General features: G+C 48.1%; 22 protein-coding genes. 13 read left to right on the top strand and 9 right to left on the bottom strand.

Annotated elements, in window-relative coordinates:
• Nucleotides 1-837 precede the first annotated feature (837 nt).
• The 4 genes from gntK to AC1VYS_RS27050 form a co-directional block, all read right to left on the bottom strand.
• A complete protein-coding gene (gene gntK, locus AC1VYS_RS27065; RefSeq protein ID WP_482912205.1) occupies nucleotides 838-2,388 on the bottom strand; it encodes a gluconokinase in 1,551 nt (516 codons plus the stop codon).
• A gap of 535 nt (nucleotides 2,389-2,923) precedes the next feature.
• Nucleotides 2,924-3,751 (bottom strand): carbohydrate ABC transporter permease, encoded by an 828-nt coding sequence (locus AC1VYS_RS27060; protein ID WP_482912204.1) that lies wholly within the window; start codon nucleotides 3,749-3,751, stop codon nucleotides 2,924-2,926.
• A gap of 21 nt (nucleotides 3,752-3,772) precedes the next feature.
• Nucleotides 3,773-4,723: a carbohydrate ABC transporter permease gene (locus tag AC1VYS_RS27055; RefSeq protein ID WP_441929049.1), complete on the bottom strand. Its 951-nt coding sequence runs from the start codon at nucleotides 4,721-4,723 to the stop codon at nucleotides 3,773-3,775.
• A gap of 95 nt (nucleotides 4,724-4,818) precedes the next feature.
• Complete coding sequence (locus tag AC1VYS_RS27050) at nucleotides 4,819-6,093, bottom strand: ABC transporter substrate-binding protein (protein WP_482912203.1); 1,275 nt, start codon at nucleotides 6,091-6,093, stop codon at nucleotides 4,819-4,821.
• A gap of 402 nt (nucleotides 6,094-6,495) precedes the next feature.
• Here AC1VYS_RS27050 and AC1VYS_RS27045 point away from each other — a divergent pair, with 402 nt between their 5' ends.
• From AC1VYS_RS27045 to AC1VYS_RS27025, 5 genes are all read left to right on the top strand, one after another.
• A complete protein-coding gene (locus AC1VYS_RS27045) occupies nucleotides 6,496-7,269 on the top strand; it encodes a GTP cyclohydrolase II (RefSeq protein WP_482912202.1) in 774 nt (257 codons plus the stop codon).
• Nucleotides 7,270-7,792: 523 nt separating this feature from the next.
• Nucleotides 7,793-8,362, top strand: coding sequence for a glycerol-3-phosphate responsive antiterminator (locus tag AC1VYS_RS27040; protein WP_482912201.1), 570 nt, complete (start codon nucleotides 7,793-7,795; stop codon nucleotides 8,360-8,362).
• Nucleotides 8,363-8,388: 26 nt separating this feature from the next.
• The gene (gene glpK, locus AC1VYS_RS27035) at nucleotides 8,389-9,876 is read left to right on the top strand and encodes a glycerol kinase GlpK (RefSeq protein WP_482912200.1); all 1,488 of its coding nucleotides are present in this window, start codon (nucleotides 8,389-8,391) and stop codon (nucleotides 9,874-9,876) included.
• Between the two features lie 403 nt (nucleotides 9,877-10,279).
• A complete protein-coding gene (locus AC1VYS_RS27030) occupies nucleotides 10,280-11,938 on the top strand; it encodes a glycerol-3-phosphate dehydrogenase/oxidase (protein WP_482912199.1) in 1,659 nt (552 codons plus the stop codon).
• A gap of 69 nt (nucleotides 11,939-12,007) precedes the next feature.
• Nucleotides 12,008-13,012 (top strand): Gfo/Idh/MocA family protein, encoded by a 1,005-nt coding sequence (locus tag AC1VYS_RS27025; protein WP_482912198.1) that lies wholly within the window; start codon nucleotides 12,008-12,010, stop codon nucleotides 13,010-13,012.
• A gap of 228 nt (nucleotides 13,013-13,240) precedes the next feature.
• On the opposite strand, the gene AC1VYS_RS27020 is transcribed toward AC1VYS_RS27025, so the two are convergent.
• Nucleotides 13,241-13,528: a winged helix-turn-helix transcriptional regulator gene (locus AC1VYS_RS27020; RefSeq protein WP_090921779.1), complete on the bottom strand. Its 288-nt coding sequence runs from the start codon at nucleotides 13,526-13,528 to the stop codon at nucleotides 13,241-13,243.
• A gap of 360 nt (nucleotides 13,529-13,888) precedes the next feature.
• Here AC1VYS_RS27020 and AC1VYS_RS27015 point away from each other — a divergent pair, with 360 nt between their 5' ends.
• Nucleotides 13,889-14,266 carry a DoxX family protein gene (locus AC1VYS_RS27015; RefSeq protein ID WP_482912197.1) on the top strand — a complete coding sequence of 126 codons (378 nt, stop codon included), beginning with the start codon at nucleotides 13,889-13,891 and terminating at the stop codon, nucleotides 14,264-14,266.
• Between the two features lie 107 nt (nucleotides 14,267-14,373).
• Here AC1VYS_RS27015 and AC1VYS_RS27010 read toward each other — a convergent pair whose 3' ends face one another.
• From AC1VYS_RS27010 to AC1VYS_RS27000, 3 genes are all read right to left on the bottom strand, one after another.
• The gene (locus AC1VYS_RS27010) at nucleotides 14,374-14,889 is read right to left on the bottom strand and encodes an AbrB/MazE/SpoVT family DNA-binding domain-containing protein (RefSeq protein WP_090921714.1); all 516 of its coding nucleotides are present in this window, start codon (nucleotides 14,887-14,889) and stop codon (nucleotides 14,374-14,376) included.
• Nucleotides 14,890-14,993: 104 nt separating this feature from the next.
• On the bottom strand, nucleotides 14,994-15,674 hold the full coding sequence (locus tag AC1VYS_RS27005) for a CidB/LrgB family autolysis modulator (protein ID WP_441929039.1): 681 nt from the start codon (nucleotides 15,672-15,674) through the stop codon (nucleotides 14,994-14,996).
• Nucleotides 15,671-16,042 (bottom strand): CidA/LrgA family protein, encoded by a 372-nt coding sequence (locus AC1VYS_RS27000; RefSeq protein ID WP_482912196.1) that lies wholly within the window; start codon nucleotides 16,040-16,042, stop codon nucleotides 15,671-15,673. Before AC1VYS_RS27000 ends, AC1VYS_RS27005 begins: the two co-directional genes overlap by 4 nt.
• 200 nt (nucleotides 16,043-16,242) lie before the next feature.
• Between AC1VYS_RS27000 and cidR the strand changes: the two genes are divergently transcribed.
• The 4 genes from cidR (at nucleotide 16,243) to AC1VYS_RS26980 (ending at nucleotide 19,594) form a co-directional block, all read left to right on the top strand.
• Nucleotides 16,243-17,136 (top strand): cidABC operon transcriptional activator CidR, encoded by an 894-nt coding sequence (gene cidR, locus AC1VYS_RS26995; RefSeq protein ID WP_482915136.1) that lies wholly within the window; start codon nucleotides 16,243-16,245, stop codon nucleotides 17,134-17,136.
• Between the two features lie 53 nt (nucleotides 17,137-17,189).
• Nucleotides 17,190-18,047, top strand: coding sequence for a carbon-nitrogen hydrolase family protein (locus tag AC1VYS_RS26990; protein ID WP_482912195.1), 858 nt, complete (start codon nucleotides 17,190-17,192; stop codon nucleotides 18,045-18,047).
• A 25-nt stretch (nucleotides 18,048-18,072) separates the two neighbouring features.
• Nucleotides 18,073-18,768 carry a GNAT family N-acetyltransferase gene (locus AC1VYS_RS26985; RefSeq protein ID WP_482912194.1) on the top strand — a complete coding sequence of 232 codons (696 nt, stop codon included), beginning with the start codon at nucleotides 18,073-18,075 and terminating at the stop codon, nucleotides 18,766-18,768.
• Nucleotides 18,769-18,922: 154 nt separating this feature from the next.
• A complete protein-coding gene (locus AC1VYS_RS26980) occupies nucleotides 18,923-19,594 on the top strand; it encodes a GNAT family N-acetyltransferase (protein ID WP_482912193.1) in 672 nt (223 codons plus the stop codon).
• Between the two features lie 685 nt (nucleotides 19,595-20,279).
• On the opposite strand, the gene AC1VYS_RS26975 is transcribed toward AC1VYS_RS26980, so the two are convergent.
• Nucleotides 20,280-20,780: an antibiotic biosynthesis monooxygenase family protein gene (locus AC1VYS_RS26975; RefSeq protein ID WP_482912192.1), complete on the bottom strand. Its 501-nt coding sequence runs from the start codon at nucleotides 20,778-20,780 to the stop codon at nucleotides 20,280-20,282.
• A gap of 362 nt (nucleotides 20,781-21,142) precedes the next feature.
• Here AC1VYS_RS26975 and AC1VYS_RS26970 point away from each other — a divergent pair, with 362 nt between their 5' ends.
• The 3 genes from AC1VYS_RS26970 to AC1VYS_RS26960 all read left to right on the top strand — a co-directional run bounded on the left by AC1VYS_RS26970 (nucleotide 21,143) and on the right by AC1VYS_RS26960 (nucleotide 26,372).
• Complete coding sequence (locus tag AC1VYS_RS26970; protein ID WP_482912191.1) at nucleotides 21,143-23,461, top strand: helicase C-terminal domain-containing protein; 2,319 nt, start codon at nucleotides 21,143-21,145, stop codon at nucleotides 23,459-23,461.
• 194 nt (nucleotides 23,462-23,655) lie between these two features.
• Nucleotides 23,656-25,155, top strand: a complete 1,500-nt coding sequence (locus AC1VYS_RS26965) for an alpha-amylase (protein ID WP_482912190.1) — start codon at nucleotides 23,656-23,658, stop codon at nucleotides 25,153-25,155.
• A gap of 920 nt (nucleotides 25,156-26,075) precedes the next feature.
• Nucleotides 26,076-26,372 carry a hypothetical protein gene (locus AC1VYS_RS26960; protein ID WP_482934440.1) on the top strand — a complete coding sequence of 99 codons (297 nt, stop codon included), beginning with the start codon at nucleotides 26,076-26,078 and terminating at the stop codon, nucleotides 26,370-26,372.
• Nucleotides 26,373-26,506 lie beyond the last annotated feature (134 nt).

The following is a 26,506-nucleotide window of genomic DNA, read 5'->3' as shown; positions in this document are numbered from 1 at the left end:
GTACGTAAGACTATAAATAAGCGAGTGTTATAAGTAAGCGAGAGCTATAAGTACGTGCGAACTAAAGATATGTAAGACCTAGAGGTACGTAAGACCTAGAGGTACGTAAGAACTAGAGGTACGTAAGAGCTATAAAAAATATGCGAGAGCTATAAGCGCGCGAGCCTATAAGTACGTAATTTAATAGATTAATAGGTACTAATCATTTTTACTCATTGTAATTTGAGTTATTTGGTGAACTCCACAGTGTAAGACTGTGGGGTTTGTTTAGGTTTGGGCGAGGGATGTGAGAATACAGAGGAGTTGAAGGAGGAAAAGGGCGGAGCCGTCCAGAGCCGTCCAGAGCTCCCTAATTTCTAACGATCACCAGCGACGCTATTTGGTGAAAAAATCAGGCTCTCAGATTCTAACGATCACCAGTGACGCTATTTACCTCAAATAGCTGTTTTTAGGCCACTTTTAGCCTGAAAATTCAGAAATAAGGTGTCTGGTGATCGTTAGATTTCGAAACCTTGCCAAAACCATCAAATAAGCTTCCTGGTGATCGTTAGCTGTTTTCATCTGCATCAACTGATATCTTCGTTAGTATTTCGTACCTGCATCCTCTCGATATTGGAGATCGCCAGTGTTTCGCTCCCGCACCATCTGATCCAGAGTATCGTTAGTGGCTCGCTCCTGCATCAGCATCATTGTCAAGCTCTAGGAGATGTTTAGCGCATAGCTCCCGCACCCATCTGATTCAGAGTATCGTTAGCGGCACACTTCCGCACAAGTCTCCAGTATTATCTAGCCGACTTTATGAATCGCTATCGCGGCTCCTTATGTGCCAACTCGCTCTTACTCCTGCATCATTCGATTCTGGAATGCCGCGAGATCCGCGTATTCCTCTTCGAATTTGCGTGAGATGCGGATGAAAATGGGCAGCAGCTCGCGATATACACGCACACTGTCCGGGTGTGGCTGATGGCGGTGTGTCGATCCGATCATGCCCGAGACGGCGCTCAGGGAATTGATGTGGCCTGTAGCATACAGCCCCAGCACGGCGGCGCCGAGGCAGGAGCTTTCGATGCTCTCGGGGATGATGACATCCTGATCAAAGATATCGGCCATCATCTGCCGCCATAACTCGGAGCGAGCGAATCCGCCGGTGGCCTGGATTTTTTTCGGACGGCCAATCTTCTCTTCAATCGCGAGCATAACCGTATACAGGTTAAACAGCACACCTTCCAGCGCAGCGCGAATCATATGCTCTTTTTTGTGATGCAGCGTCAGGCCGAAAAATGAGCCACGTGCATTCGGGTTCCAAAGTGGCGCGCGTTCTCCTGTCATGTACGGGTGGAATAACAGTCCATCGGAACCTGGGGGTACATTTTCAGCGACACGTGTCAGGACTTCATACGGATCGATCCCGAGCCGTTTTGCCGTTTCCACCTCAGAGGCTGCGAACTCATCCCGAATCCAGCGGAAAATTACGCCGCCATTGTTGACCGGGCCACCGATCACCCATTGATCCTCCGTAAGTGCATAACAGAAGAAACGCCCTTTTGGATCGGTTACCGGTTTATCCACGACAGTGCGGATGGCACCGCTAGTACCAATAGTTACGGCAACAACCCCGGGGTCAATGGCGTTTACGCCCAGATTCGAGAGCACACCATCACTTGCTCCGATGACAAAAGGAGTTGTATCCGCAATACCCATGGCTTTGGCATATTCGGGGTTAAGTCCTTCTTTTAATACATGCGTTGTAGGTACAAGACTGGACAGATGCTCCGGCGTAATGCCGGCTACATGCAGTGCTTCCGCATCCCACGTCAGCTTTTCCAGATTCATGAGTCCGGTGGCAGAGGCCATTGAATGGTCGATTACAAACGTAGAGAACAATTTATAAAAAACATATTCCTTCATGGAGATTAATTTATGTGTCTGTCTGAACAAGTCCGGTTCTTCCCGGGTGAGCCACATCATTTTAGTTAGTGGAGACATGGGATGAATGGGTGTACCCGTTCGCAGGTAGATCTCATGTCCGTTCATCTCCGATTTGAGTGCTTCTGTCCACTCGGCACTGCGATTGTCTGCCCATGTCATCGCTCGCATCAACGGTCTGCCTTGTGCATCTACAGGCAGAATGCTGTGCATCGCCGAGCTGAACGAAACAAACAGAATGTCGTCCGGCTGTACCCCGGCTTTAGAGGTGGCTTGCTGCACGGAGGAAATAACGGCTTGGAAAATGTCCTCCGCATCCTGCTCCGCAATGACGGGAGTCGGTGTGTGCAGCGGATAATCTGCACTGCCTTGTGCCACGATGTTGCCGTCCTGCTTGAACAACACAGCCTTGGTGGAGGTTGTGCCGATATCTACGCCGATCATATAAGGTGAAGCCGCCATGGTGATCATCCCTCTCTCACTTGAGCATACACGTTGGATAAATAAAGATATACATCTAATCATCCAAGCTTAAGCCTAGTTAACGTCTGATATCTCATCTATAGAATAAGAATATCAGACTTGAGGGAAGGATCAAAATGGCTTCACGTGCAGTCTTAGCTCCAGAGCCAGGCACAGTCCAAACAAGTAAGAATGACTGAGCTTGCATACCCCGATGTAAGCCAGTAACGGGCTTCTCTACCGACCTAACCTTGTTAAACCGTGCCAGATAATTCCGATGACTGATCTTAGTGATCTAGTGTCCCCGCACCTATCGCACCTATCTAACAGCCCACTATCGTACCTGCCTATCGTACCTATCTAACAGCCCACTATCGTACCTGCCTATCGTACCTATCTAACAGCCCACTATCGTACCTGCCTATCGTATCTATCTAATAGCCCACTATCGTACTTGCCTATCATATCTGCCTAACGTGCCCACCTAACAAACCGCCTACCATACCTTCCTTATCTTAATCTTATCTTGCCTCAGTCAGTCCTTCACCGCTCCTGCGGCAATATCCGAGATAAACTGGCGGCTGATGAACAGGAACATGATGATAAGCGGAAGAACGGCAAGCAATGTACCTGCAATGACCATCGCATAGTCCGTATTATACAGTCCGTTTAATTGAGACAACGCAATCTGAAGCGTGTATTTGCGTGCATCCGTCAGCACAATTAACGGCCACAGGTAGTCATTCCACACGCCGATAAAGGTGAATGCGCCGAGAAAGGCAAACGCAGGTCGCAGAATGGGCAAGGCTACGTTCCAGTACAAGCGAAAGAAATTACATCCGTCGATCCGTCCTGCATCCAGCAGATCGTTCGGGATGGATTCCGCCGCATACTGACGAATCCAGAAGATGCCGAAGGCGTTGACCATGCCCGGAATAATGAGGGCTTTGAAGGAACCTACCCACCCGAACGTGGCCATGAGCACGAAGGAAGGCACCAGCGACAGCTGGGAAGGCACCATCATGGTGGCGAGCAGCAGGACGAAGAGCCATTTTTTGCCCGGAAACTCAAACTTCGCAAACGCAAACCCCGCCAGTGAATCAAAGAACAACACCAGAATGGTCACGACACCTGACACAAACAGGGTATTCAGAAAGGCTCCCCAGAAATCAATCTGCTGCAAAACCCGTGTAATATTGTTCCACAGTTCACCGCCAAACCAGAGCTGGGGTGGAAACTTGTAGATGTCGGATGTGGTTCGTGTTGACATAACCATTAGCCAGTAGAACGGGAACATGGATATAAGCATGCCACCGATCAGGCCGGTATACAGCACCAGCGACTTGAGATGTTTGGACGCCATGAGCGCTCCCCCCTTGTCACATCAGGATGATTTGCCTTGAACGAGCTTCCAGTTCACGATCGAGAACAGGGCAATAATCAGGAACATACCCCAGCCAACGGCGGCGCCGTAACCAAAATAATTGTTGATAAAGGACTCGCGGTACAAGTAGAGCACGATCGTCATTCCTGCTGCTCCGGCACCACCATCATTGCCTACCAGCACCTGAGGTTCAGTGAATAATTGCATGCCGCCAATTGTAGATGTGATGACCGTGAACAGAATGACCGGACGCAGCATCGGAATGGTAATACGGAAGAAGGACTGCACAGCAGATGCCCCATCGATTTTGGCTGCTTCATACAGTGTCTGCGGAATGCTCTGAAGTCCGGCCAGATAGATAATGGCGTTATATCCGGTCCAGCGCCAGACAACCATGGACGAGATGGCAATTTTGATGCCCCATGGTGCATTCAGCCACTCGACCACCGGAAGGCCGACCGACTGCAGAAGATAGTTAAGGAAGCCATAATTGTTTGCGAACAATGCCCCGAAGATGATGGCTACTGCCACAATTGATGTGACGTTGGGCAGAAAGTAACCGACCCGGAACAAGGTACGGAATTTGATGAAAGGCGCATGTAGTAGAAACGCAATAATAAGAGCGAAGAAAAGCATCGGAATGGTCGAATAGATCCAGATCATCAACGTGTTGCCAACCGCTTGCCAGAACTCGGCATCGGTGAGCATATATTTAAAATTGTTCAAGCCGTTATACGTCATCACACCGATTCCATCCCATTTGTGGAAAGCCAGATACAGTGAGAATGCTATTGGGAACAGTCCAAACACGGCGAACAGGATATAAAAAGGCGAGATGGCAACATAGAGTGCACGATGCTCCCATATACGGGCCCAGAGTGATTTTTGGCGATCCAGATCGGGATGGAACGGACCGGACTCAGGGGACGTACGAGGTTCGGTGACAGCCATAACAACTCCTCCTTTACGGATAACGAATCCACATCAAAAGAGACCCAGTGAGGCCAAAAAATCAAGTGATATCAGCTTGGAATGAGATGTCCATCTCAACGCTGTAACTCCCGCTCAACGCGGTGCACCGTATCCGACCAGACTTGCTGTGGATCAGCATTCTGTTTCGCAATATCGTTCAGCCGCCGAGTAATGATGTTGTGTACCGACGGGTATCGTTCACCAAAAAAAGCATCAGGCACATGCTGTGCGGATTCAGCGAATACCGGGCCTGTTGCTTGCCCGCCGAAGAAAGGTTCCTTTTCTTTCATGGCTGGTTTATCAAACACACCTGGAGCTGACGGGAACAGGTTGAGCGTCTGATACTGCTCCAGTTGGTTCTCTGGACTTTGCAGCCAGCGAATCAATTCAAAGGCTTCTTTCGGGTGTTTGCTTGATTTTAAAATGGAGAGAAAGGAGCCACCGTTGTTGCCATCTCCCCCAGGAGCTCGAGCAACACGCCATTTACCCGAAGTATCCGGTGCCGCCTCCTGAAGCACCTGCTTCATCCAGACTGCACCAACAAACGAGGCAATCTCGCCGTTATTCATCGCTGCATTCCAGGTAGGTGTCCAGCCGTCAGCGTTAGCAAGCAGTCCCTTTTCCTTAAAAGCAACGGCTGTGTCCCAGCTTTTGCGTACAGCAGCAGAATCCATGCCGATAAACGACCCGTCTGGACGGAAATAGCGTTCTGCAGATTGAGAAAGCACCTGATTGTAAACGCTTCCGATATTATCGGTCAGAAAAACCTTTCCGCCAAACTTCTCCTTAATTTGCTCTCCGGCAGCAGCGTAGGCATCCCAGTTATCGATCTGGCTTGCAACTTGCTCCGGTTCGGAAGGTAGCCCTGCTTCCTTGAACAAGTCTGCTCGATAGAAAAGTGCTGTTGGTCCCGTATCCATCGGAAAGCCGATCATCTGTCCATTTGGTGTCACACCCTGCTTCCATTTCCAGGGCAAATACTGGTCTTCGACCTCTCTTGCGCCTAGATCATACAGGTTATAGAAGCGATCCTCGCTCGGGAATAACTCCATGATCCAGTCGTTAAGGGCAACGATATCCGGCTCACCTGAACGTGCAGCGAGGGTCGTTTTGAGCTTCGCTTTGAAATCCCCACCGATCTTCTGGGCAGTCAGTTCAATATTCGGAAATTTCTCTTTGGCCTTGGCAATGAGTTTGTCGTCAATGGATCGGTTCCAATACCACAATGTAAGCGTTACCTTTTTACTGGATGCTGAATCATCCTGTCCCGGCCAGATGGAGCATCCGCTGATTAGCAGGACACAGACCATGATGATGGCTATCCAACAGGTTCTTCTACGGCGGTTCATAGGCTAACCCCCTCATCATTAGGTTTGACGCAAGAAGTATCAAGGACTAAGGCTGGGCTTCATGGACTACACCAATAGTGTATGAGTAGTTTTTAAACTCATACCCAATTTTCCGTAAATGAAACACGCGGGTTGTGTCCATTACGTAACATAAATTTAGTAGTTACTTTAAAAATAAAAGTTACTTGACACAATATAATTTTTATTCTAAACTAACTTACATTAAGTAACTAATTATAGTGAGGATTATATAGATACGTAATATTTTGCTGTGGACAGGGCTTGGAAACAAGACACTTTTGAATGTGTTGCGTTAGTAAGTGATCCAAAATCAAAGCAACTGCGAATGCATAATATTATGACACATTTTGAGATGAAGATGCTTAACAGGAGGAACGAACGATGATCAATTCACATATTATTCAACTGCTTGCCCCCAAAATCCAGACTTTTCCGAGTGGAAAAGAATTCATACATTTGGTGGGACCGATTAAACTGCCTGTCAATCTGGATGGAGAAACCAAAACATTTCAGTGGTACAGCTGGCTGAAAACCGATAAAGCGATGGAAAGTGGCGAGCTGATTGCCTCTCTTGCAGGTGCTGAACTGGCAGAACGCCAGCAATCTAGCGTTCTGGTGTATGGCAATTTCGCTGAGGCTCAGGAAGCCCTTATTCGGATGCACAGCATCTGTCACACAGGCGATATCTTCGGCAGCAAACGCTGTGACTGCGGTTTCCAACTGGAGCAGTCCATGAAGATGATCGCAGCACATGGCGCAGGTGCACTGTTCTATCTTGCGAACCATGAAGGACGGGGCATTGGCCTGTTCAGCAAAGCGATGGCTTACATTTTGCAGGAAGAAGGTCTGGATACGGTAGATGCGAACCTGCAGCTCGGGTTCACGGATGATGCGCGTAATTATGACGATGCTATCGCGGTATTGCGTGCACTTCGCTCGGCTCCGGTAACGTTGATTACGAATAACCCGCGCAAACTGGCTGCTTTGCAAGAAGCAGGGCTCAATGTGGGCGGACGTGTTCCACTGTGGGGAGATCGTTCGGCATACAACGAAAAGTATCTGCAAACCAAAGTGAACCGTTCAGGTCACTTGGCAGAAGCCGATGGCTGGGGAGATGCGGAGGCAGAGGCACGTATTCCACACGCACAGGCTTGATGCAACCTTCATAGGAACGCAGGTTGCTCCATTCGAAGATGGAATGCTAACGATCTCCATGGAGCTTATTTGCCCTGAATCGGGGAGATTTGAAATCTAACGATCTCCAGGAAGCTTATTTCATTCAAAATCCTGAAAAATGAGCCTAATCAAGCTGATATCAGCACAATAGCGTCTCTGGGGATCGTTAGAATTTTCGAAAGCCCGAATATGCCGAAATAAGGCTTCTCCTGATCGTTAGCGCTCGCAGTAGTCACAGTAGAGGGTGACAGACTTGCACTAATCATGGGCGATCGGTGATATTGCTAATGTGCCTGTATGGATGAGCATATCGGAGTGGTTTGTACATTCTTTAGTTCAACTTATATAGTAACTATTATGGTGGACTGTTACGGTTCTTTTCCTAATGAAAAGTACAGTAGCAGTTTTTTTTATGGCGATAGATGCTTTCTCCAAATAACTTGCCGTTGATGTGTGACGAATTATACAATATAGGCATCTGATGAATGCAGGAGGAACGATGGTGGCATTTGAGGGACAACGTATTTTGCCAGCTGCGAAGAGCATGAAGCAGTTTGAGGCAATCATCGAAGGCCCTTATACTTACGGGGTCATGTTGGAAACGCATATCGCACAGCTGCAGAGCATGATGGAGCAGGCAAGGCGATATGAGAAGAAAATTTTACTGCATGCCGATCTGGTACAGGGATTGAAGAATGATGAATACGCCGCAGAGTATCTGTGTCAGCATATTCGTCCAGCCGGATTGATCTCCACACGGGCAAGCATCATTCAGAAGGCGAAACAAAAAGGCATCACGGCGATTCAACGGGTATTCCTGCTGGATACCCATGCTCTGGAGAAAAGTTATCAGCTGGTCGCCAAAACAAAGCCTGACTTCATCGAGGTATTGCCTGGTGTCATTCCGCATATTATTGCGGAGGTATCCTCACGCACTGGCATTCCAATCATTGCCGGTGGGCTGATTCGCACACCCGAAGAGGTAGAGCATGCGCTTGGGGTAGGAGCGGCAGCGGTGACAACGTCGAATGATAATTTGATCAAACATTTTAAGAAATCGCTTACAACATAACCGATTACAAACGGGAGGCACATGGTATGGAAAAATTCATTTTAGCTCTGGATCAGGGGACGACAAGTTCCCGGGCAATTCTCTTTAACCACAGTGGCGAGATTGTGCATATGGCACAGCAAGAGTTTCCGCAGTATTTTCCCAAACCGGGCTGGGTGGAGCAGAATGCCAACGAAATCTGGAGTTCCATCCTTGCGGTCATGGCATCCTGTCTGGCGGAGAGCGGCATCAAACCTGCGCAGATTGCGGGTATCGGCATCACCAATCAACGGGAAACCGCAGTCGTATGGGATAAACAAACGGGAAGACCGATTTATAATGCGGTGGTGTGGCAGTCCATACAGACGGCATCCATCTGCGATGAGTTGAAAACGCAAGGGCTTGACGACCTGTTTCATCAAAAAACAGGTTTGCTGATCAATCCATACTTTTCGGGTACCAAAGTCAAATGGATTCTGGATCATGTCCCTGGTGCCCGTGAGCGTGCAGAAAAAGGGGAGTTGCTGTTTGGCACCATCGACAGCTGGTTGATCTGGAAACTGAGTGGCGGTACACATGTCACGGACGTATCCAATGCTTCGCGCACCCTGATATATAATATCTATGAGCTCCAGTGGGATGATGAATTGCTGGATATTCTGGATATTCCCAAGGCGATGCTACCTGAAGTACGGGGTTCTTCCGAGATATATGCGCATACAACAGATTACCATTTCTTCGGTCACCGGGTTCCGATTGCGGGAGCGGCAGGAGATCAGCAGGCTGCCCTGTTCGGCCAAAGATGTTATACCGAGGGCAGCATGAAGAATACATACGGTACCGGGTGTTTTATGCTCATGAACACAGGTGAAGAGCCTGTGCAATCGGATCATGGGCTGATTACAACGATTGCTTGGGGTGTGAATGGAAAGGTTCAATATGCGCTGGAAGGCAGTATATTCGTAGCGGGTTCAGCCGTACAGTGGCTGCGAGATGGTCTTCGTATGCTTCGATCGTCCAAAGACAGTGAGGACTATGCGAAGCGAGTACCTTCAACGGATGGGGTCTATATGGTGCCAGCTTTTGTAGGACTCGGGAGCCCGTATTGGGACAGCGATGTGAAAGGGGCCGTATTTGGCCTAACACGTGGCACCACGAAGGAACACTTTATCCGCGCGACACTTGAGGCACTGGCTTATCAGACCAAGGATGTATTGGAGGCGATGGTGACCGATTCGGGATATCCTGTACCTGCGCTACGTGTTGACGGCGGCGCGGCAGCGAATGATTTCCTGATGCAGTTCCAGAGTGACATTCTGGGCATACCGGTGGAGCGTCCATCGGTGAATGAGACGACAGCGCTCGGGGCAGCTTATCTGGCCGGTCTGGCCGTTGGCTTCTGGTCTAATACAGATGAGTTGAACCAACATGATCATACGGAGCGAATCTTTGAGTCTGTGATGGCTGAGGATGAGCGGGGGCAGTTGTATTCCGGATGGCAGCGGGCCATCAAGGCAGCCATGGCTTTTAAATAATACAGACCTGTTCCTTTCTTATTTCGCATATGGTCATTTGTACTTTTTCATTAAGAATATGTTATAAATGATATTTACTGGTGGGGAATGATGCATAATTTACAGGGATTATCTTCCTGGATGTGCCGAACCAAGTATCCACAATAAGGAAGAATGTAAATTTAGTGGGTTGCTTTGAAAATATATCTTTGACCAAAAAAAGTTTTTGAATATTTTTTGAATAATGTGTTAAAACAGGCCTTCACGCCGCGGAAAATCTGTGATAGGATTAAGTTACAAGTTAAAAAATGATGTCTGGAGATCGGGAGGGACCACGTGCGTTCAGCTATTGCTGAACGAATGACGTGGTCCTTTTTTTGTTGTTTTTTAGAGAAAAATAAGGGAAATATTGGAGGGGTCGTACATGACAGCAACGTTCTCGGCAGCACAACGAACCGAAGTTATGGAACAGATGTCGAATGCACATTTTGACGTATTGGTTATTGGTGGCGGTATTACAGGTGCGGGGATTGCACTTGATGCGGCATCTCGTGGATTGAAGACGGCACTTGTGGAAATGCAGGATTTCGCGGCAGGTACATCGAGCCGTTCAACCAAACTGGTGCATGGCGGCTTGCGTTATTTGAAGCAGTTTGAAGTGAAGATGGTAGCGGAGGTTGGACGGGAGCGTGCGGTGGTTTATGAGAATGGACCCCATGTGACAACGCCAGAACCGATGTTATTACCCATATATACAAACGGTACTTTTGGCCGTTTCAGTACGTCCATAGGTTTGATGGTGTATGACCGGCTTGCAGGAGTGAAACGCAGTGAGCGGCGGCAGATGTTGAATGCCAGTGATACATCTGCTATTGAACCTTTGCTAAGGAAGCAGGGGCTGCTGGGCGGCGGGCGTTATGTGGAGTACCGGACGGATGATGCGAGGCTTACGATTGAAGTCATGAAAGAAGCAGTACGGCACGGCGTATTGGCTGTAAATTATATGAAAGCAACCTCGTTCCAGAAGGAGAATGGGAACATTGTAGGCATTCATGCGGAGGATCAACTGAATGGGAACAGCTATACGATTAGAGCCAAAAAAGTAATCAATGCTTCAGGTCCATGGGTCGATAGCCTGCGTGAGGTGGATGGCTCACGCCAAGGGAAAACGTTGCAGATGACCAAAGGCATTCATCTGGTATTCGACAGTGCACGTTTTCCGCTGCGGCAAGCCGTTTATTTTGATACGCCTGATGGACGCATGGTCTTTGCTGTGCCGCGGGATGGCAAAACCTATGTAGGCACCACGGATACGGTATACCGCGAAGATCCGGCGCATCCACTCATCACGGAGGCAGACCGCGATTATGTCATTGATGCGGTGAACGGCATGTTCCCGGAAGTTCAGATTGGTGCACAGGATGTGGAGTCTGGATGGGCAGGCGTGCGCCCGCTGATCCATGAAGAGGGCAAGGGACCTTCAGAGATTTCGCGTAAGGATGAAATCTGGGTATCCGATTCGGGCTTGATTACCATTGCCGGAGGAAAACTGACAGGTTATCGTAAAATGGCTGAAATGGTTGTAGATCTGGTCGCACGTCAGATGCAACAGGAATTCGGGCATACCCCAGGTCCATGTGTGACCAAAAAGATGCCAATCTCCGGGGGAGATGTTGGCGGCTCGGCTGGATACGTGTCGTATACCGAACGCAAGATCAAGGATGGCGTCGCGCTGGGTCTGGATCGGAAAGCAGCGGAGCGTCTGGCCCGTACGTATGGTTCCAACGTGGATGCGCTGTATGAGCGTATGCCTGATCCAAGAACCAAGGCAGAGCTTCAAAGTATACCGCAGGAGCTTTTGCTGATGCTTCGTTACGCAATGGAGGAAGAGATGGCGGCGACGCCAGCTGATTTCTGGGTACGCCGAACGGGGAATTTATTTTTCCGCATCGATGAGGTTCGCCGTTATAAATCAGCCGTCAGCATGTATATGGCAGAACAGCTTGGATGGTCTGGGAAGCAGATAGACACCTATGCCAAAGAACTGGATCAGCTGTTGCTGGAAGCATCCGGAAAGAGTTAGAGTGGCAGGAATTTGCGAGTCTGGGTCGAATGGAACATGTAAGCGCGTAACAGAGAGGGGATTACATCCATGACATTGCAGATCGGAATCATAGGAACAGGCTGGTTCAGTAAAGTACACGCAGATATTCTTACACGTATGGAAGGTGTTTGCGTCGCGAGTGTATGTGGAACGACCCTTGAAAAGGCAGAAGCGATGGCATCCGTATATGATGCTACAGGTTACGATAATCTTGAACATATGCTGGACGGTAAAAAGCTGGATGCTGTATACATCTGTGTGCCTCCCATGTCCCACGGATTCATTGAGGCAGAGTTGATCAAACGGGGCATTCCGTTCCTGGTGGAGAAACCACTCAGCACAGGAATGGACGTACCGCTCCGCATACTGGAGCAAGTGCAACAGTCGTCTTTGTTAACTTCTGTAGGATATCATTTCCGTTATCAAGGTGCTGCGCAGGTCATGAAACAAGCGATGCAGGAACAGAAAGTAGGCATGGCTCTGGGGCGCTGGATGGGCGGCATGCCTGGAGTTAGCTGGTGGCGCCGTCAAGACGGCTCTGGAGGACAGTTCGTCGAGCAGACGACCCATATCGTGGATTTACTCCGTTTCTGTGCAGGCGAAGTGACAGAAGTCTATGCTGTAGCGGCTCAGCGCAGCATGCATGAGAAGCATGAGCATGTGACGGTTGATGACGTAGCAAACGTGACGCTGAAGCTGGAAAGCGGTGCGATTGCAAGCATTGCGAACACGTGCTTGCTGCCTGACGGTGAAGGTGGAGCCGGGCTGCAATTCTATACGGATGCCGGTGTATGGGACTGGACACCCGACCGTCTTCTGTTACCGAGTGCGGCTTCGCATCCGATGGCTGGACTTGAGGTTTCAGCTGGACAGAATCCCTATGAACGTGAAAATGATGCGTTCATTCATGCGCTTCGTACAGGTGATCGCTCCCGTATTTTGTCCGATTACGCAGATGCATGCCGTACACAGGAGATCACTGTCGCCGCACTGGAATCTGTAGACTCGGGTCTGCCTGTAAAGCTACAGTCCTCATCGCGCCTCGCGCGTTAGAAGGCTGCCATACAGGATTCGAAAGCTAATCTTACAATAAATTCCCAAGCTTCAATAGAAAGTTGCAGTTCAAAAACGCCTGCGACCGGAACCATATACTCTGTGGTTCTGGTGCAGGCGTTTTTTATTATGCTTGCAGCAATTTTACAGCTTGCAGTGACTCAGGCCATAACAAGCGTTCATTTGGGATGGGATAGCACTGCTTCCCTTCGTGTAGCAGTAACCGAACTACTTCAATTGCTGCTGTTCTTTTAACCAGTCCGAAGACCAACTATAAATTTGATTAATGACCGGTTCAATCGCTCTACCTTTAGGGGTAAGTTCATATTCCACACGGGGAGGAATCTCGGGATACATATGCCGGGTTACGATACCTTCTGTCTCCATCTCTTTCAAACGCTCCGATAACAGCCGTCCGCTAATGGCCATCTCGGCCTCGAGTTCCGTGAACCGTTTTGGTCCAGACAACAGCTGATACATGATCAGCAGCACCCACTTTTTCCCGATGATATCCATGGCCTGTGTAATCAGACAGGGGCTTGGGGATTTTACTTTTCTCAGCTTCAACGTGTTTCACCTCGATTCATGGCAAATGTGGAGTACAACGCTATATAAAAGGACAAAACGATCTGCCGCTCTAAGAAATTCAAGTACTTCATATGAAGGAAGGTCACTACAAAATATACTGTAACATACCTTTTGTATGTATTATACACCATTTCACGAAAAATTACTTGATGAAATTATCTTATTATTATATACTCACTTCATAAAAGTAAGTTTGTGAATAATAATACGTATTATAGATGTACATATCATTCCGCGGATGAGTTGAAGCTTCTAAACTAACAATTTAATGATCAGGAGATGAAAGATATGAAGAAAGTGTTGGGATATGTTTTTTTGGTAGTGCTGGCGGGTGTATTCGTCATGACAGGATACACGAAAGTCACGGGGGCAGATATGATGATTGAGACATTCGAGAGTTTCTCCTATCCAACATGGACAATGTATTTGATCGGTGTGTTGGAACTGCTTAGTGCAGTTGGTTTGCTGATCCCGCGCACCCGTATTTTGGCTTCCGGAATACTCACATTTATTCTGATTGGAGCTGTAGGCAGCCATCTAATCTATGTACAGTATGCAGCTGTACCGCTTCCAGCAGTATTACTTGTGGCAAACATTGTGGTGTTGCTGGTCAGTCTGCACAGACTGGAAGAGGAAGAAAACAGCATGGATATGGTGGAAGCGTAATAGAATACGTACAAAAAAAGAAGAACCCGATGCAACAATGGGTTCTTTTTCAGCGTAACTTCCTTCTTGGAAGTATGCTGTATATTCATGATCATCTTAAATTGAAATTATAATAACTTTTTTAGTTGAGAGACGCGTCCCTGGCTAATGCCAAGTTTCTCCGCAATTTGCTGTTGAGCGAGTCCAGGGTGCTGTTCGATAATCTCTTTCATCTGTTGCAGCATGCGCGCCGTCTTTGGCCGCAGGTCGGGGTAGTCCTTGCTCGCAGCATCTCCTTCTTCCCAAGAGGAAGCTGAGGAAGCTACGGGTTTAGCAACAGGACGTTCTTTGGGTGCAGAAACCTGTTTGTTTTCAGGTACGAACCAGTCGGGAGTGTCATCTGGGTGTTTTAATTGAATTGCACAAGTCCGGCAGATGAATTGCTCTTTGAAATACATTTCCGTATCCACGTCACCGCAAAAAATACACAATGTTGATTTGTACTTCCTTAAAATCAACTCTTTCCCTTCAATGAAAAATTCAAGCGGATCGCCGATATGGATTTCCATTGTATCCCGCATTTCTTTGGGAAGGACAATTCGTCCGAGACGGTCCAGAGATCTCTTCATTCCGGTTCTTTTCATCGCATCTCCCCCGCAATATTAACATTAAAACCTGTCCTTATTGTAAGGAAGAAAGGGCTTTAATACAACAATAATATTTCAAAAAAAAGGGATTATTCCAACTATTATGGGAAAATAAGTTTAGAGAGCGCGGGAGCGACGGCTAAAGTGAAGAGTGCGGCCAAAACCATGGAGATACTGGAGATGGTCCCCGTTAGCGAACTTAGTTCAAAAGCTTTCGAAGTTCCCGTGCCATGGGCACCGGTTCCAAGCAGAGTACCCCGTGCAATCTCGCCATCAATACGAAGCATTTTGACGATGGAAGGCCCCATAATAGCACCAAGTAGCCCCGTCATAATTACAAATACGGCCGTAACTGCCGGGATGCCCCCGATGGAAGCCGATACATTCATCGCAATAGGCGTTGTGATCGAGCGCGGAATCAGACTATGAATCAAGCCGGAGTCGAGGTGCAACCATTTTGCAAGCATGGCAGAAGAGAGCACAGCCACAACTGAGCCGGTCATGACGCTGACCACAATCTCGGAAATATGTTTTTTGAGTACATGGAAGAAGGTGTAGAGCGGTACCGCAAATGCGACCGTAGCAGGTTGCAGTAGAAGGCTAAGCCATTTACCTCCGCTACTGTATGCCGCATAATCTGTACCCGTCACTAGAAGTATGCCTACAACCAACAAAGGTGTAATGAGCAATGGTGACAGATAGACTTTAGGCAGACTGCGATACATTCGCTTAGCAACCATGTAGATTCCGACCGTTAATAACAGACATAAAAATCCGATCATCCCGTATGACGCTCCTTTCGTTTGGCAATGCGTGTAGCAACGAGGCCGGTACAGGCCATAACTAGAAAAGTGCTCAGCAGTACGATAAATAAAATCTGTAATCCGTCATGCTCCAGCATGGGCATGTAATTCATAATGCCAACCGCCGACGGGATAAAAAATAACAGCAGTTCACCGAGCAGCCATGCCGCACCGATTTCGATCCAGCGCAGTTTCACCACACCGGTCTGAAGCATGATAAACAGAATAACCATCCCGAGAATGGAGCCTGGTACAGGTAGGTGGAGAGCACGGGCCAATAGGTCCATGAGCAGTGAAAAAACCATTAACAGTGCAACTTGTGCAATTCCGATGCCCCATTTTTTCACATGAATCCCTCCTTTATATATGAACATGTTTTTGATGCGTTTCATTTGAATGTTTGTGAAAAATGAATGGAAATGTTGTTTCGTATCACAAATTTTACATCGCATTCTTTCATGAGTAAAATGCATATTAAGAATGTTTTCTATTCCATTTATCTATGATGGGGCTAGTTATGGTAGAAGGACAGGAGTGGAACGAAACGATGGATATTCGCCATTTGCAATATTTCCTGGAGGTTGCCCGCCAGCAGAGCTTCACAAAAGCTGCCGAGGTGCTGTATATCACCCAGCCCACAATCAGTAAAACCGTCAAAAACCTGGAGGATGAGCTGGGCGTAACCTTACTGGATCGTTATGGTAAACAGGTGAAGTTAACGGATGCGGGGCATGTCTTTTTTCGGCAAGCACTGGAGATTGAAAAATCATTTCGCAGTCTTTCGTCCGAGCTGGACGATCTGATGAATCTGAAGAAGGGACATCTGCGCATTGGTTTGCCGCCGATGGTGGGATCAAGCTTCTTTCCGATGATTATCGGTGAGTTCCACAAAGCGTATCCCCAAGTGAGCATTCAATTGTTCGAGGACGGGGCGAAAAAAGTGGAGGCCGATGTTATCAGCGGTGCACTGGATATCGGTGTGGCCGTGCTACCAACAGTGGATGAGCTGCTGGATCATTTTGTGTTTGTTCAGGAAAAGCTGAATCTGCTTGTACATCCCTCGCATCCGCTTGCCGCCAAAGAGTCGGTTGCGCTCCATGAACTGGAACAGGATGCCTTTGTATTGTTCCGGGAGGATTTTGCGCTCCATGACCGTATTATTGTGGCTTGTCAGCAGGCCGGATTCCAGCCCCGAGTCGTGTATGAAAGTTCCCAGTGGGATCTGTTAAGTGCGATGGTGGCGGCAAATCTAGGCGTTGCCCTGCTGCCGGAGACGATCTGTCGCGAAGTCGATGATATGCGTGTGCGGATCATTCCGGTCGTGGAGCCAATCATTCCATGGCAGCTTGGCATGATCTGGCGGAAGGATCGATACCTTTCTTTTGCTACCCGGGAGTGGATTACATTTACCCAGTCGATGCTGGGCGAACAGATGAAATGATGCTGAATCATTGATACAATGAAAATATAAATACTGATGGGGGAGTGGAACTTATGAAACTGCGGGTATCCGCTGTACAATACCAATTGCAAACGATCCGCTCATTTGAGGAGTTTGCCGCTCAGGCGGAACATTACATACGGACAGCAGATGAATTCGGAACGGAATTCGTGCTGTTCCCTGAATTTTTCACCACACAATTAATGTCCATTGGGGACGCACAGGGAAATGCATTAACAATTGAAGATTTACCTGATTTTACAGAGCAATATGAGCAGTTGTTTATCTCCCTTGCTGCCAAATACAATATGCATCTCATCGGAGGTACTCACGTTATTCGAAAGGAAGGCAAGCTGTACAATACGGCGCATATGTTCTACCCGGATGGACGGATTGCGCGCCAGGCCAAGATTCATATTACGCCGACTGAAGTGACGGAGTGGAATATGGCTGCGGGTGACGGACTGGAAGTGTTTGATACGGACAAAGGCCGCATTGCGATGCTGACTTGTTACGATATTGAATTCCCCGAAATCGTACGTATGGCAAAAGCCAAGGGCGCAGATGTGATTTTCTGTCCTTCCTGCACGGACGACCGCCACGGATTTTATCGGGTACGGTATACGAGTCATGCGCGTGCGGTGGAGAATCAGGTATACGTTGTATTAACGGGGACGGTAGGCCATCTGCCGACGGTTGATTTCATGCGTGCCAATTATGGACAAGCTGCGATGATTACACCGAATGATGTGCCATTTCCGCCGCGCGGTATTCTGGCTGAAGGTGAGATTAACAACGACATGATCGTCACAGCCGATCTTGATCTGGACTTGCTGTATGAGGTGCGTGAACGTGGCTCCGTAACAACCTGGCGTGACCGCCGCACCGATCTGTATACGGATTGGGAGTAAAATTACGCAGGAGGGATTAAGCGGGATGTATGTCAAAGAAATGCTGATAGTTGCGCCTGATGGTAGTACCAAAGATGGTGAAAACAAAAATGGTCGAGCTAAAGCGGTAATCCGCAATTATGTAGCTTCCGATTTTGAAGAGCTGATTCGCATTCAGGCGGAAAGTTTTCCACCACCATATCCGGAGGAACTACTATGGAACCAGGAGCAGCTCAGTAGTCATGTGCAGCATTATCCTGAGGGAGCTATCTGCATCGAGGTAGACGGGGAACTGGCTGGCTCGATGACCGCACTGCGAATGCAGTGGGATGCTGCGCACCCATCCAGCCATACGTGGGCAGAGGTTACAGATGACGGATATATCCGCAATCACCAGCCGGATGGGAACACGTTATACATCGTCGACCTCTGTGTCCGTCCGAAATATCGCAAATGGGGGCTGGCTCAGCTCATGATGCAGGCCATGTACCATCTTGTGATCGCACAAGGTTTGGATCGTTTGCTTGGAGCAGGGCGGATGCCGGGATATCATCGGGTGGCTGAGCAGATGTCAGCGCAACAATATCTGGATCAGGTTGCCGCTGGAGAGAGGCATGACCCGGTCATTTCTTTTCTGCTACGATGTGGGCGTATGCCTGTTGGTGTAGCTGCCGATTATCTGGATGACGAGGAATCTTGTCATTATGCGGCTCTGATGGAGTGGCGTAATCCTTTTAAATAGGGCTGGTGTCCATTTTTTTGATGTGTGCTTTCTCAGCTTTGGCCTTGGTGGATTGTGACAAAATAAAGTCGTCGTAGCTGATGTTATTGAGATCGCTGTACAATAAAACAAACAATTGCATTGAATACATATTTTAATTAGGAGGCTTTTAACTATGGAATTCACACGCATTACATCCATACAAGACCCGTTGTTCGCTCAAATGCACAAACTGATGCAGGAAATTTTCCCGCCAGAGGAAGTGCTGGACTTCCCGTTATGGGCTGAACCGCTGGAGGACCCTGGCATTCGGGTGTTTGTCGCTGTACATGAGGGTCAAGTGGTCGGTGCAACGGAGTACCGTTATTATAAGGACTGGAATGTAGCCATGACTGATTTCACCATTATTGGGCGCGAAGGTTTGGGAATCGGGGCGTTCCTGGCGAATCACCGTAAGCGTGATCTGCAGCAACTCGCTGCTGCCAATGGCAAAGCGTTGTTTGGCATGTTTGCCGAGATCTACAATCCTTATCTAAGCCAGGATCATGCGTTTGGCGGCATCAAACCGATGGACCCATACGTACGCCGCGAAGTGTTGTCACATCTGGGGTATCAGCGCCTGGATTTCCCGTATGTGCATCCATCCTGGCAAGGAGACGGTGAAGCGGTAGGAGGCCTGGATCTGTGCTTTATGCCAGGCGATGAGTCACTTTCGGAGCTGCCATCCAGTCTGGTTGCCGATTTCCTGAATCGGTACTATGCTGTACTGCCCAATAAACCGCAAGAGTGGCTTTCCATGGTAGAACAATTGAATGCCCGTGAATCCGTGGCATTGCTCCCGTTGTAAGTTGACGCACAGCAGCAGATGCAGAGGAGTTAGGCTGAGAACATCTGAACTATAGAAGCACAAGCTGGAGTAAATGTATGTAAGGTGTCAGCGTGGATTTATGGTGTGTGGTGCTAGTGCTGGAGATGAAGCGGTGGTTTGAATTGGAGCTGGAACGTGGCATAAGTATAACTAAAGTTTAAAAAAGCACCCGTAATTCGGTCTGTTTCAGTTCTGAATTACGGATGCTTTTTTCCATGGAGGGCAACTGAGGCTTTCCTGAATAAGGCTGAAAAAGGGTGGGGGAAATGTGCTAACGATCTCAGATAGCCTTATTTAGGCGTTTGAGCACAGTTTCAAAATCTAACGATCAGGAGAGACCTTATTTTAGCGAAAAACGGCTATTTTCGAGCTGAAACTGTGAATTTGATAAAAATAGCGTCACCTGAGATCGTTAGATCTCCAAAAGGGCAAAAAGGGCAGAATAAGATCCCCTGAGATCGTTAGAATTTCGAATACTAAGGCGTGTCTTGAAGCGTGTCTTGAAACCCACTTAATTTCCTTTTTTTACCGCCTGTCAGCCCTCTGTTGCGCCGCTTTCCCTTGATGTGAATCTGCACGCCTGCGGTAAAATACCTAACTTCTCACTCAATCGGTACAATGCAAATCCACGTACGCGTAACTCCCCAACTTTACTCTAATCCAGCTACTCAATCGTATACGTTGTTACAAATGAAGGCCGAGGGAACATGGTTGGTTTCTGTGCAGTCAGGCCTTCACTTGTGCTGCGATTGCGGTGAGCGTGGTTGTAGGCTTGCGACTGCTGCCAGCCCTTAAAATTCTCCTCCGTCTGCCACAGTGTTAGTACGACATACGTATCACTCTTAAGCGGACGAAGTACACGAATACCGACAAATCCGGGTTCATCTTCTACTTTGCGGGCACGATTTTTAAAACGTTCCTCAAAATCATTCCGTCCATCATCAGTAACAGGGATGTTGTTCAGTACAGCGAATCCACCGCCAGTCCACGATCCGGCATCGTCAAAAGCCTCGTAAACAGCCACTTGTTCATCTGACTCGATATGCAGCAGACGATCATTGGTTTCAATAGCGAGAAGCACCTGATCTTCCGCACTTCTGAAACTTAGATGCGGATAAGCTGCAAGTGCATCCGGTAATGGAGATGGAACCAAATAAATATACATAAGAAATTCGGCCTCCTTTTTATACGTAAATTCTATATAAGTTTGATTATATTTTTATACGAGAACGTAGAGGACAGAAACAAGCCTAAAAAGAAAATTGTCCACCTAGAAGCTTTCTGCGAGAAAGCTGCTTTATAAGCATAGGCTTGGATATTTACATTTGTGAAAATACAATAAAATATGGGGATATAGTGATCGTAAGGTTGTTCTATCATCAGATTGGCTAAGTGTAACACGATTTAGTTCATCGTATAACCCAAACATAGCATACGGGAACGGACGAGTCCAATTTGCCAAAAATCTGGTTAGGGCCACCCGTTTCATGATAAAGTAGAACCACTACAAACAGAACGGGTGATCGTATGAAAACAACAATTCGGATATCAGTCAGGCCGTTGGTCGAGTACGTGTATCGCAGTGGCAGCATACGACCAGGATTCCGCACCAATGCATCGATGCAGGAGGGAACACGAATTCATCAGCGGGTGCAGAAGGCATATACCGAAGAGGATTTAAAAGAAATCGTGCTGGAAGCCGAGCTTCAGCACGGGGATCTGACATACGTCATCGAAGGGCGATGTGACGGCCTGATCCGCCTGGAGGGACAGCTGACGGTGGATGAAATCAAATCCACAGCAGGCAACCTGGACGAGCTGGAGGGCGGACTCGACGTACACTGGGCGCAGGCGAAGATGTATGCCTATATGTATGCTGCACAGCATGATGAGCCGCGGATGCAGGTACAGCTGACGTATGTGCATTCGGTGACGGGTGAGGAACGACGGTTTCGCCGCATGGCGGAGCGGCAGGAACTGGAGGGATTTGCAGCAGAGGTGATCGCTGGATATGCACCGTACGCCGAGATGATTGCTGCTTATGAGGCAGAGCGGGATGTTAGTGTACGCGAGCTGCCGTTTCCTTTTCGAAAATACCGGGAGGGACAGCGCAAACTGGCAGGGGCAGTGTACAAAACCATTCGTGAAGGGCAGGGCCTTATGGCGAAAGCACCTACAGGCATCGGCAAAACGATGTCCGTGCTTTTCCCTACGGTGAAGGCCATCGGTGAAGGCGAGGCCAGCCGCTTGTTCTACCTGACTGCGAGAACGACAACGAGAGTAGCAGCGGAGGAAGCTTTTGCCCGAATGCAGGCGGAAGGGCTGAACATGCATGTCATCAGCCTGACGGCGAAGGACAAAATTTGTTTCAAGGACGAGGAAGCTTGTGATACAGGCCAGTGCGGCATGTGCGAAGGATATTACGACCGGATTAACGGCGCTGTGCTGGACATGCTGGGACATGAGACACTGATGACACGGCCCGTCATTGAGCAGTATGCCCGTAAACATCGGGTCTGTCCGTTTGAGTTTTCACTGGATGCGGCGTATGCAGCCGATGCGGTGATTTGTGACTATAACTATATTTTTGATCCGCGTATATCGCTTAAGCGCATGCTGGAAGAACAGAAGCGCAAAACAGTGCTGCTGGTCGATGAGGCACATAATCTGGTGGATCGTGGGCGCATGATGTTCTCCGCGGAGCTGGAAAAAGCCGTATTTCTCGATGTCAAAAGAGAGTTCCAGACGCTGGGCAGCAACGTGCCCGCCGCCAAAGCAATTGTGGACTACACCGGAGCCATCGACAAGTATCTGATTACCCTTCGCAAGAACGGCGGAGAAGAGGGCAAGATCATTCAACAGGAGGCACCAGAGGAGCTAATCGAACGGCTGGAGCCGTTTATTCTGGTGGCGGAGCAATGCTTGGTCGAAGGTGGGTCGGGCAATGCCGAGATGGATCAACTGCTGCTGGATGCGTATTTTACGGCGCAAAATTTCGTGCGGATTGCCAAGCTGTACGACGAGCGTTTCATCACGTATGCGGAGTGTGTGCGAAGCGAGGTGCGGGTGAAGCTATTCTGTCTGGACCCGTCACAGCAGCTACGTCAGACAGCCAAAGGTTTCCGTTCGACCATTCACTTTTCGGCTACCCTATCACCCCTTCGTTATTATCGGGATATGCTGGGGGCAGAGGAGGAGGACTATACACTGCAGATTCCGTCACCGTTTAACCGAGAGCAGTTGGATGTTCGGCTTATGCCTCTGTCTGTACGTTACAAAGACCGGGAGCGTTCCAAACGTCCAATTGCCGAGATGTTACAGCAGCTCGTATCCGAGTGGCCGCGCAGCAATTTGCTGGTCTTTTTCCCTTCCTATCCGTACATGCGTGAGATTTTTCAGGCATACACACAGCTTCCGGGGGCAAGTGATGCGGATACAGTAATGCAGGAGCAAGGTATGAACGAGCAGGAGCGGGAGCAGTTTTTGGCGGCATTCCAACCGAATCCCGAGCGTACACGTCTCGTTTTTGCGGTGATGGGTGGCGTATTCTCTGAGGGCGTCGATCTGCCAGGAGACCGTCTGAATGGTGTTGTCGTTGTAGGTGCAGGGCTGCCGCAGATTGGTCTGGAGAATAACGTTCTTAAGGATTATTTTGACAGATCGGGACGCAACGGTTTTAACTACGCTTATGTATTTCCGGGTATGAACAAGGTTCTGCAGGCTGGAGGAAGGCTCATTCGAACCGAAGAAGATAAAGGGGTGCTCGTGCTGGTCGATGATCGTTTTACACAGGAACCGTATCGTTCCTTGTTACCTGAAGAATGGTTGGATTATAGATGGATTTAACGGATTATCCATATCTTCTGCTCTGTTTTTCAATATTTTTCGAAAATTTTTCTTGAATTTCTTAACATTCTTTCATTTTCATGATTGAAACATAGGGTAAACGGGTTATAACTTGGTTAGCACGAACGAACAACGGCGATACCCTATCCGTTCCGCGGTCCGCTTCGCATGCAAATCAAGGAGGTCGGTTTGTGATGAAGAAAAATCATACGATGATGCAGTTTTTTGAATGGCATTTGGCTGCAGACGGCGATCATTGGAAACGACTTGCTGACATGGCCCCGGAACTGAAAGCCAAAGGCATAGACTCGGTATGGGTGCCTCCTGTAACCAAAGCTGTGTCTGCAGACGATACAGGTTATGGCGTGTATGATCTGTACGATCTGGGCGAATTTGATCAAAAGGGTACGATACGCACCAAGTATGGCACCAAGCAGGAGCTGGTGGAGGCCATTGCCGAGTGTCAGAAGAGTGGCATCGCTGTCTATGTTGATCTCGTGATGAACCATAAGGCCGGAGCAGACGAGAAGGAAGTATTCAAGGTAATTGAGGTTGATCCCAATGACCGGACCAAGGAAATTTCCGAACCGTTTGAGATTGAAGGCTGGACGAAATTCACATTCCCTGGACGCGGTGATCAATACTCCTCTTTCAAGTGGACATCTGAACACTTCAACGGCACCGATTTTGATGCCAAGGAAGAGCGGACGGGTGTGTTCCGTATTGCGGGTGAGAACAAAAATTGGAATGAAAATGTCGATGATGAATTTGGTAACTATGATTATTTGATGTTTGCCAATATAGATTACAACCACCCAGATGTGCGGCATGAGATGATCGAGTGGGGCAAATGGCTGATTGATACGCTGCAATGTGGCGGTTTCCGACTGGATGCGATTAAACACATCAACCATGAGTTCATTAAGGAATTTGCTGCGGAGATGATTCGCAAACGCGGTCAGGATTTCTACATTGTGGGCGAGTTCTGGAACTCGAACCTGGATGCCTGTCGTACGTTTCTGGACACGGTGGACTACCAGATTGACCTGTTTGATGTATCCCTGCACTATAAGTTTCACGAGGCTTCTCTGGCGGGGCGAAATTTCGATCTTTCCAAAATCTTTGACGATACCCTCGTTCAGACGCATCCAACCCATGCGGTAACTTTTGTGGATAATCATGATTCACAACCCCATGAGGCTCTGGAATCCTGGGTTGGCGATTGGTTTAAGCCGAGCGCGTATGCACTGACATTACTTCGTCGTGACGGATATCCCGTCGTATTTTACGGCGATTATTACGGGATTGGCGGACCTGAACCGGTGGATGGAAAAAAAGAGATTTTGGACATTCTTTTGTCAGCTCGTTGCAACAAAGCCTATGGAGAGCAAGTAGACTATTTCGATCATCCCAATACCATTGGTTGGGTACGCCTCGGTGTAGAAGAGATCGAAGGCTCCGGCTGCGCAGTAGTCATCTCGAATGGGGATGACGGTGAGAAGAGAATGTTTGTCGGCGAGCATCGTGCAGGAGAGGTCTGGGAAGATCTGACGCGTAGCTGCGAGGACACGATCACCATCGAGGAAGATGGCTGGGCTACGTTCCACGTATGCGGCGGAGGTGTGTCCGTCTGGTCCCTGCCGGAGCAAAATGAGGACTGCGGTGCAGAGACTGTAGATGTAGCTAAAAATTGATCTGCAAATGTAGCAGCAGACGGAAAGTAATGTGTGTTTGCTTTGCGGTGAGTGCACGCTGGGCGCTGGTTAAGATATTGCGTATGCTACAGATGTAGTAATGCCAAATCGCTCAAGGAAAACGTACGCTGAATGCTGATGTAGATACAGAGTAATGCCCAATCGTTCGCAGGAAGCGCACGTTGGACTGGTACAGTTATAGCTTGTGTCGTAAATGACGATAACATTCGTTTGCTCGCAGGAGACTAAGCTGAATGCTTATATAGACTCTGCAAATGGTGCAAACGAGATGTTGAGAATTGCTAGAGTAATGGTTTGTGAATAGTTGCAGGAGAATGTCTCCGCATAATTGATACGTAACAAGTTAAAAAGGTCGATACGATAAAGTTCCGCAAGTAACAAACAAACAAACAAACAAACAAACAAACAAACAAACAAACAAACCACTTGAAACTGAACGGTATCTTCACTCGTCTAATAGTATCCAACGAGTGGAGGATGTTCAAACAGACGCGCTGCCGCATGCTGATGGTTCAGGTGGTTTTCTCATTTTGCATTTTAGTAACTCCAGATTTATAGTTTGGAAGCTCTGGAATTCTAACGATCTCAGGAAGCCTTATTTGTCCCCAAACAGGGTCCTTGGAATTCTAACGATCCCAGTGGAGCTTATTTTGCTGAACTTCGGTCAAAATGCTATCTTTTACAGCAAATTCATCCAAATAACGCTTCTGGTGATCGTTAGAATGTAAAACCCTTCAATATACGTGAAATAAGGTTTCTGGTGATCGTTAGCGTATAATGGAAACTTAAAAAAGAGAGTACACTGCTGGAATTTCTTCGCATTTATATAGTTAGGCCTCTGCTCAAGCTACTTTCTAACGACTTATCTACTCTCGATTTACTCTACACACATCCCACTTATGCTTAACTACAACCGCCAACCAGCACCACCAACCAACCAACCAACCAACCAACCAACCAACCAACCAACGAACCAACCAACCAACGAACCAACCAACCAACCAACGAACCAACCAACGAACCAACCAACCAACGAACCAACCAACCAACGAACCAACCAACCAACCAACGAACCAACCAACGAACCAACGAACCAACGAACCAACCAACGAACCAACGAACCAACGAACCAACCAACGAACCAACGAACCAACGAACCAACCAACATATTCACTACTTACGTCACACACACATGACAGAGATTATAAGATTAATATTAGAATATATGCTACCATAACCCAAATATAGGGAAAAATTTATTTGAAATCTAGACTAGTTAGGTCGTCTCACTCGAATTTACAAGAGAATATCAATGATGGTGGACACTTTT

It is taken from the genome of Paenibacillus sp. G34 (genome assembly GCF_056856875.1).
The sequence above is the reverse complement of the archived record's forward strand: the minus strand, read 5'-3'. Positions and strand labels throughout refer to the sequence as shown.

What these genes read in the sequence shown, in the direction of transcription:
- AC1VYS_RS26965 (WP_482912190.1), top strand. Translation starts at nt 23,656, where the DNA reads ATGAAGAAAAATCATACGATGATGCAGTTTTTTGAATGGCATTTGGCT.
- AC1VYS_RS26970 (WP_482912191.1), top strand. Translation starts at nt 21,143, where the DNA reads ATGAAAACAACAATTCGGATATCAGTCAGGCCGTTGGTCGAGTACGTG.
- AC1VYS_RS27015 (WP_482912197.1), top strand. Translation starts at nt 13,889, where the DNA reads ATGAAGAAAGTGTTGGGATATGTTTTTTTGGTAGTGCTGGCGGGTGTA.
- AC1VYS_RS27020 (WP_090921779.1), bottom strand. Translation starts at nt 13,528, where the DNA reads ATGGATATCATCGGGAAAAAGTGGGTGCTGCTGATCATGTATCAGCTG.
- AC1VYS_RS26990 (WP_482912195.1), top strand. Translation starts at nt 17,190, where the DNA reads ATGAAACTGCGGGTATCCGCTGTACAATACCAATTGCAAACGATCCGC.
- AC1VYS_RS27060 (WP_482912204.1), bottom strand. Translation starts at nt 3,751, where the DNA reads ATGGCGTCCAAACATCTCAAGTCGCTGGTGCTGTATACCGGCCTGATC.
- AC1VYS_RS27005 (WP_441929039.1), bottom strand. Translation starts at nt 15,674, where the DNA reads ATGATCGGATTTTTATGTCTGTTATTAACGGTCGGAATCTACATGGTT.
- AC1VYS_RS27010 (WP_090921714.1), bottom strand. Translation starts at nt 14,889, where the DNA reads ATGAAAAGAACCGGAATGAAGAGATCTCTGGACCGTCTCGGACGAATT.
- glpK (WP_482912200.1), top strand. Translation starts at nt 8,389, where the DNA reads ATGGAAAAATTCATTTTAGCTCTGGATCAGGGGACGACAAGTTCCCGG.
- AC1VYS_RS26980 (WP_482912193.1), top strand. Translation starts at nt 18,923, where the DNA reads ATGGAATTCACACGCATTACATCCATACAAGACCCGTTGTTCGCTCAA.
- AC1VYS_RS27055 (WP_441929049.1), bottom strand. Translation starts at nt 4,723, where the DNA reads ATGGCTGTCACCGAACCTCGTACGTCCCCTGAGTCCGGTCCGTTCCAT.
- AC1VYS_RS26975 (WP_482912192.1), bottom strand. Translation starts at nt 20,780, where the DNA reads ATGTATATTTATTTGGTTCCATCTCCATTACCGGATGCACTTGCAGCT.
- gntK (WP_482912205.1), bottom strand. Translation starts at nt 2,388, where the DNA reads ATGGCGGCTTCACCTTATATGATCGGCGTAGATATCGGCACAACCTCC.
- AC1VYS_RS27025 (WP_482912198.1), top strand. Translation starts at nt 12,008, where the DNA reads ATGACATTGCAGATCGGAATCATAGGAACAGGCTGGTTCAGTAAAGTA.
- AC1VYS_RS26985 (WP_482912194.1), top strand. Translation starts at nt 18,073, where the DNA reads ATGTATGTCAAAGAAATGCTGATAGTTGCGCCTGATGGTAGTACCAAA.
- AC1VYS_RS27045 (WP_482912202.1), top strand. Translation starts at nt 6,496, where the DNA reads ATGATCAATTCACATATTATTCAACTGCTTGCCCCCAAAATCCAGACT.
- cidR (WP_482915136.1), top strand. Translation starts at nt 16,243, where the DNA reads ATGGATATTCGCCATTTGCAATATTTCCTGGAGGTTGCCCGCCAGCAG.
- AC1VYS_RS27030 (WP_482912199.1), top strand. Translation starts at nt 10,280, where the DNA reads ATGACAGCAACGTTCTCGGCAGCACAACGAACCGAAGTTATGGAACAG.
- AC1VYS_RS26960 (WP_482934440.1), top strand. Translation starts at nt 26,076, where the DNA reads ATGCTTAACTACAACCGCCAACCAGCACCACCAACCAACCAACCAACC.
- AC1VYS_RS27050 (WP_482912203.1), bottom strand. Translation starts at nt 6,093, where the DNA reads ATGAACCGCCGTAGAAGAACCTGTTGGATAGCCATCATCATGGTCTGT.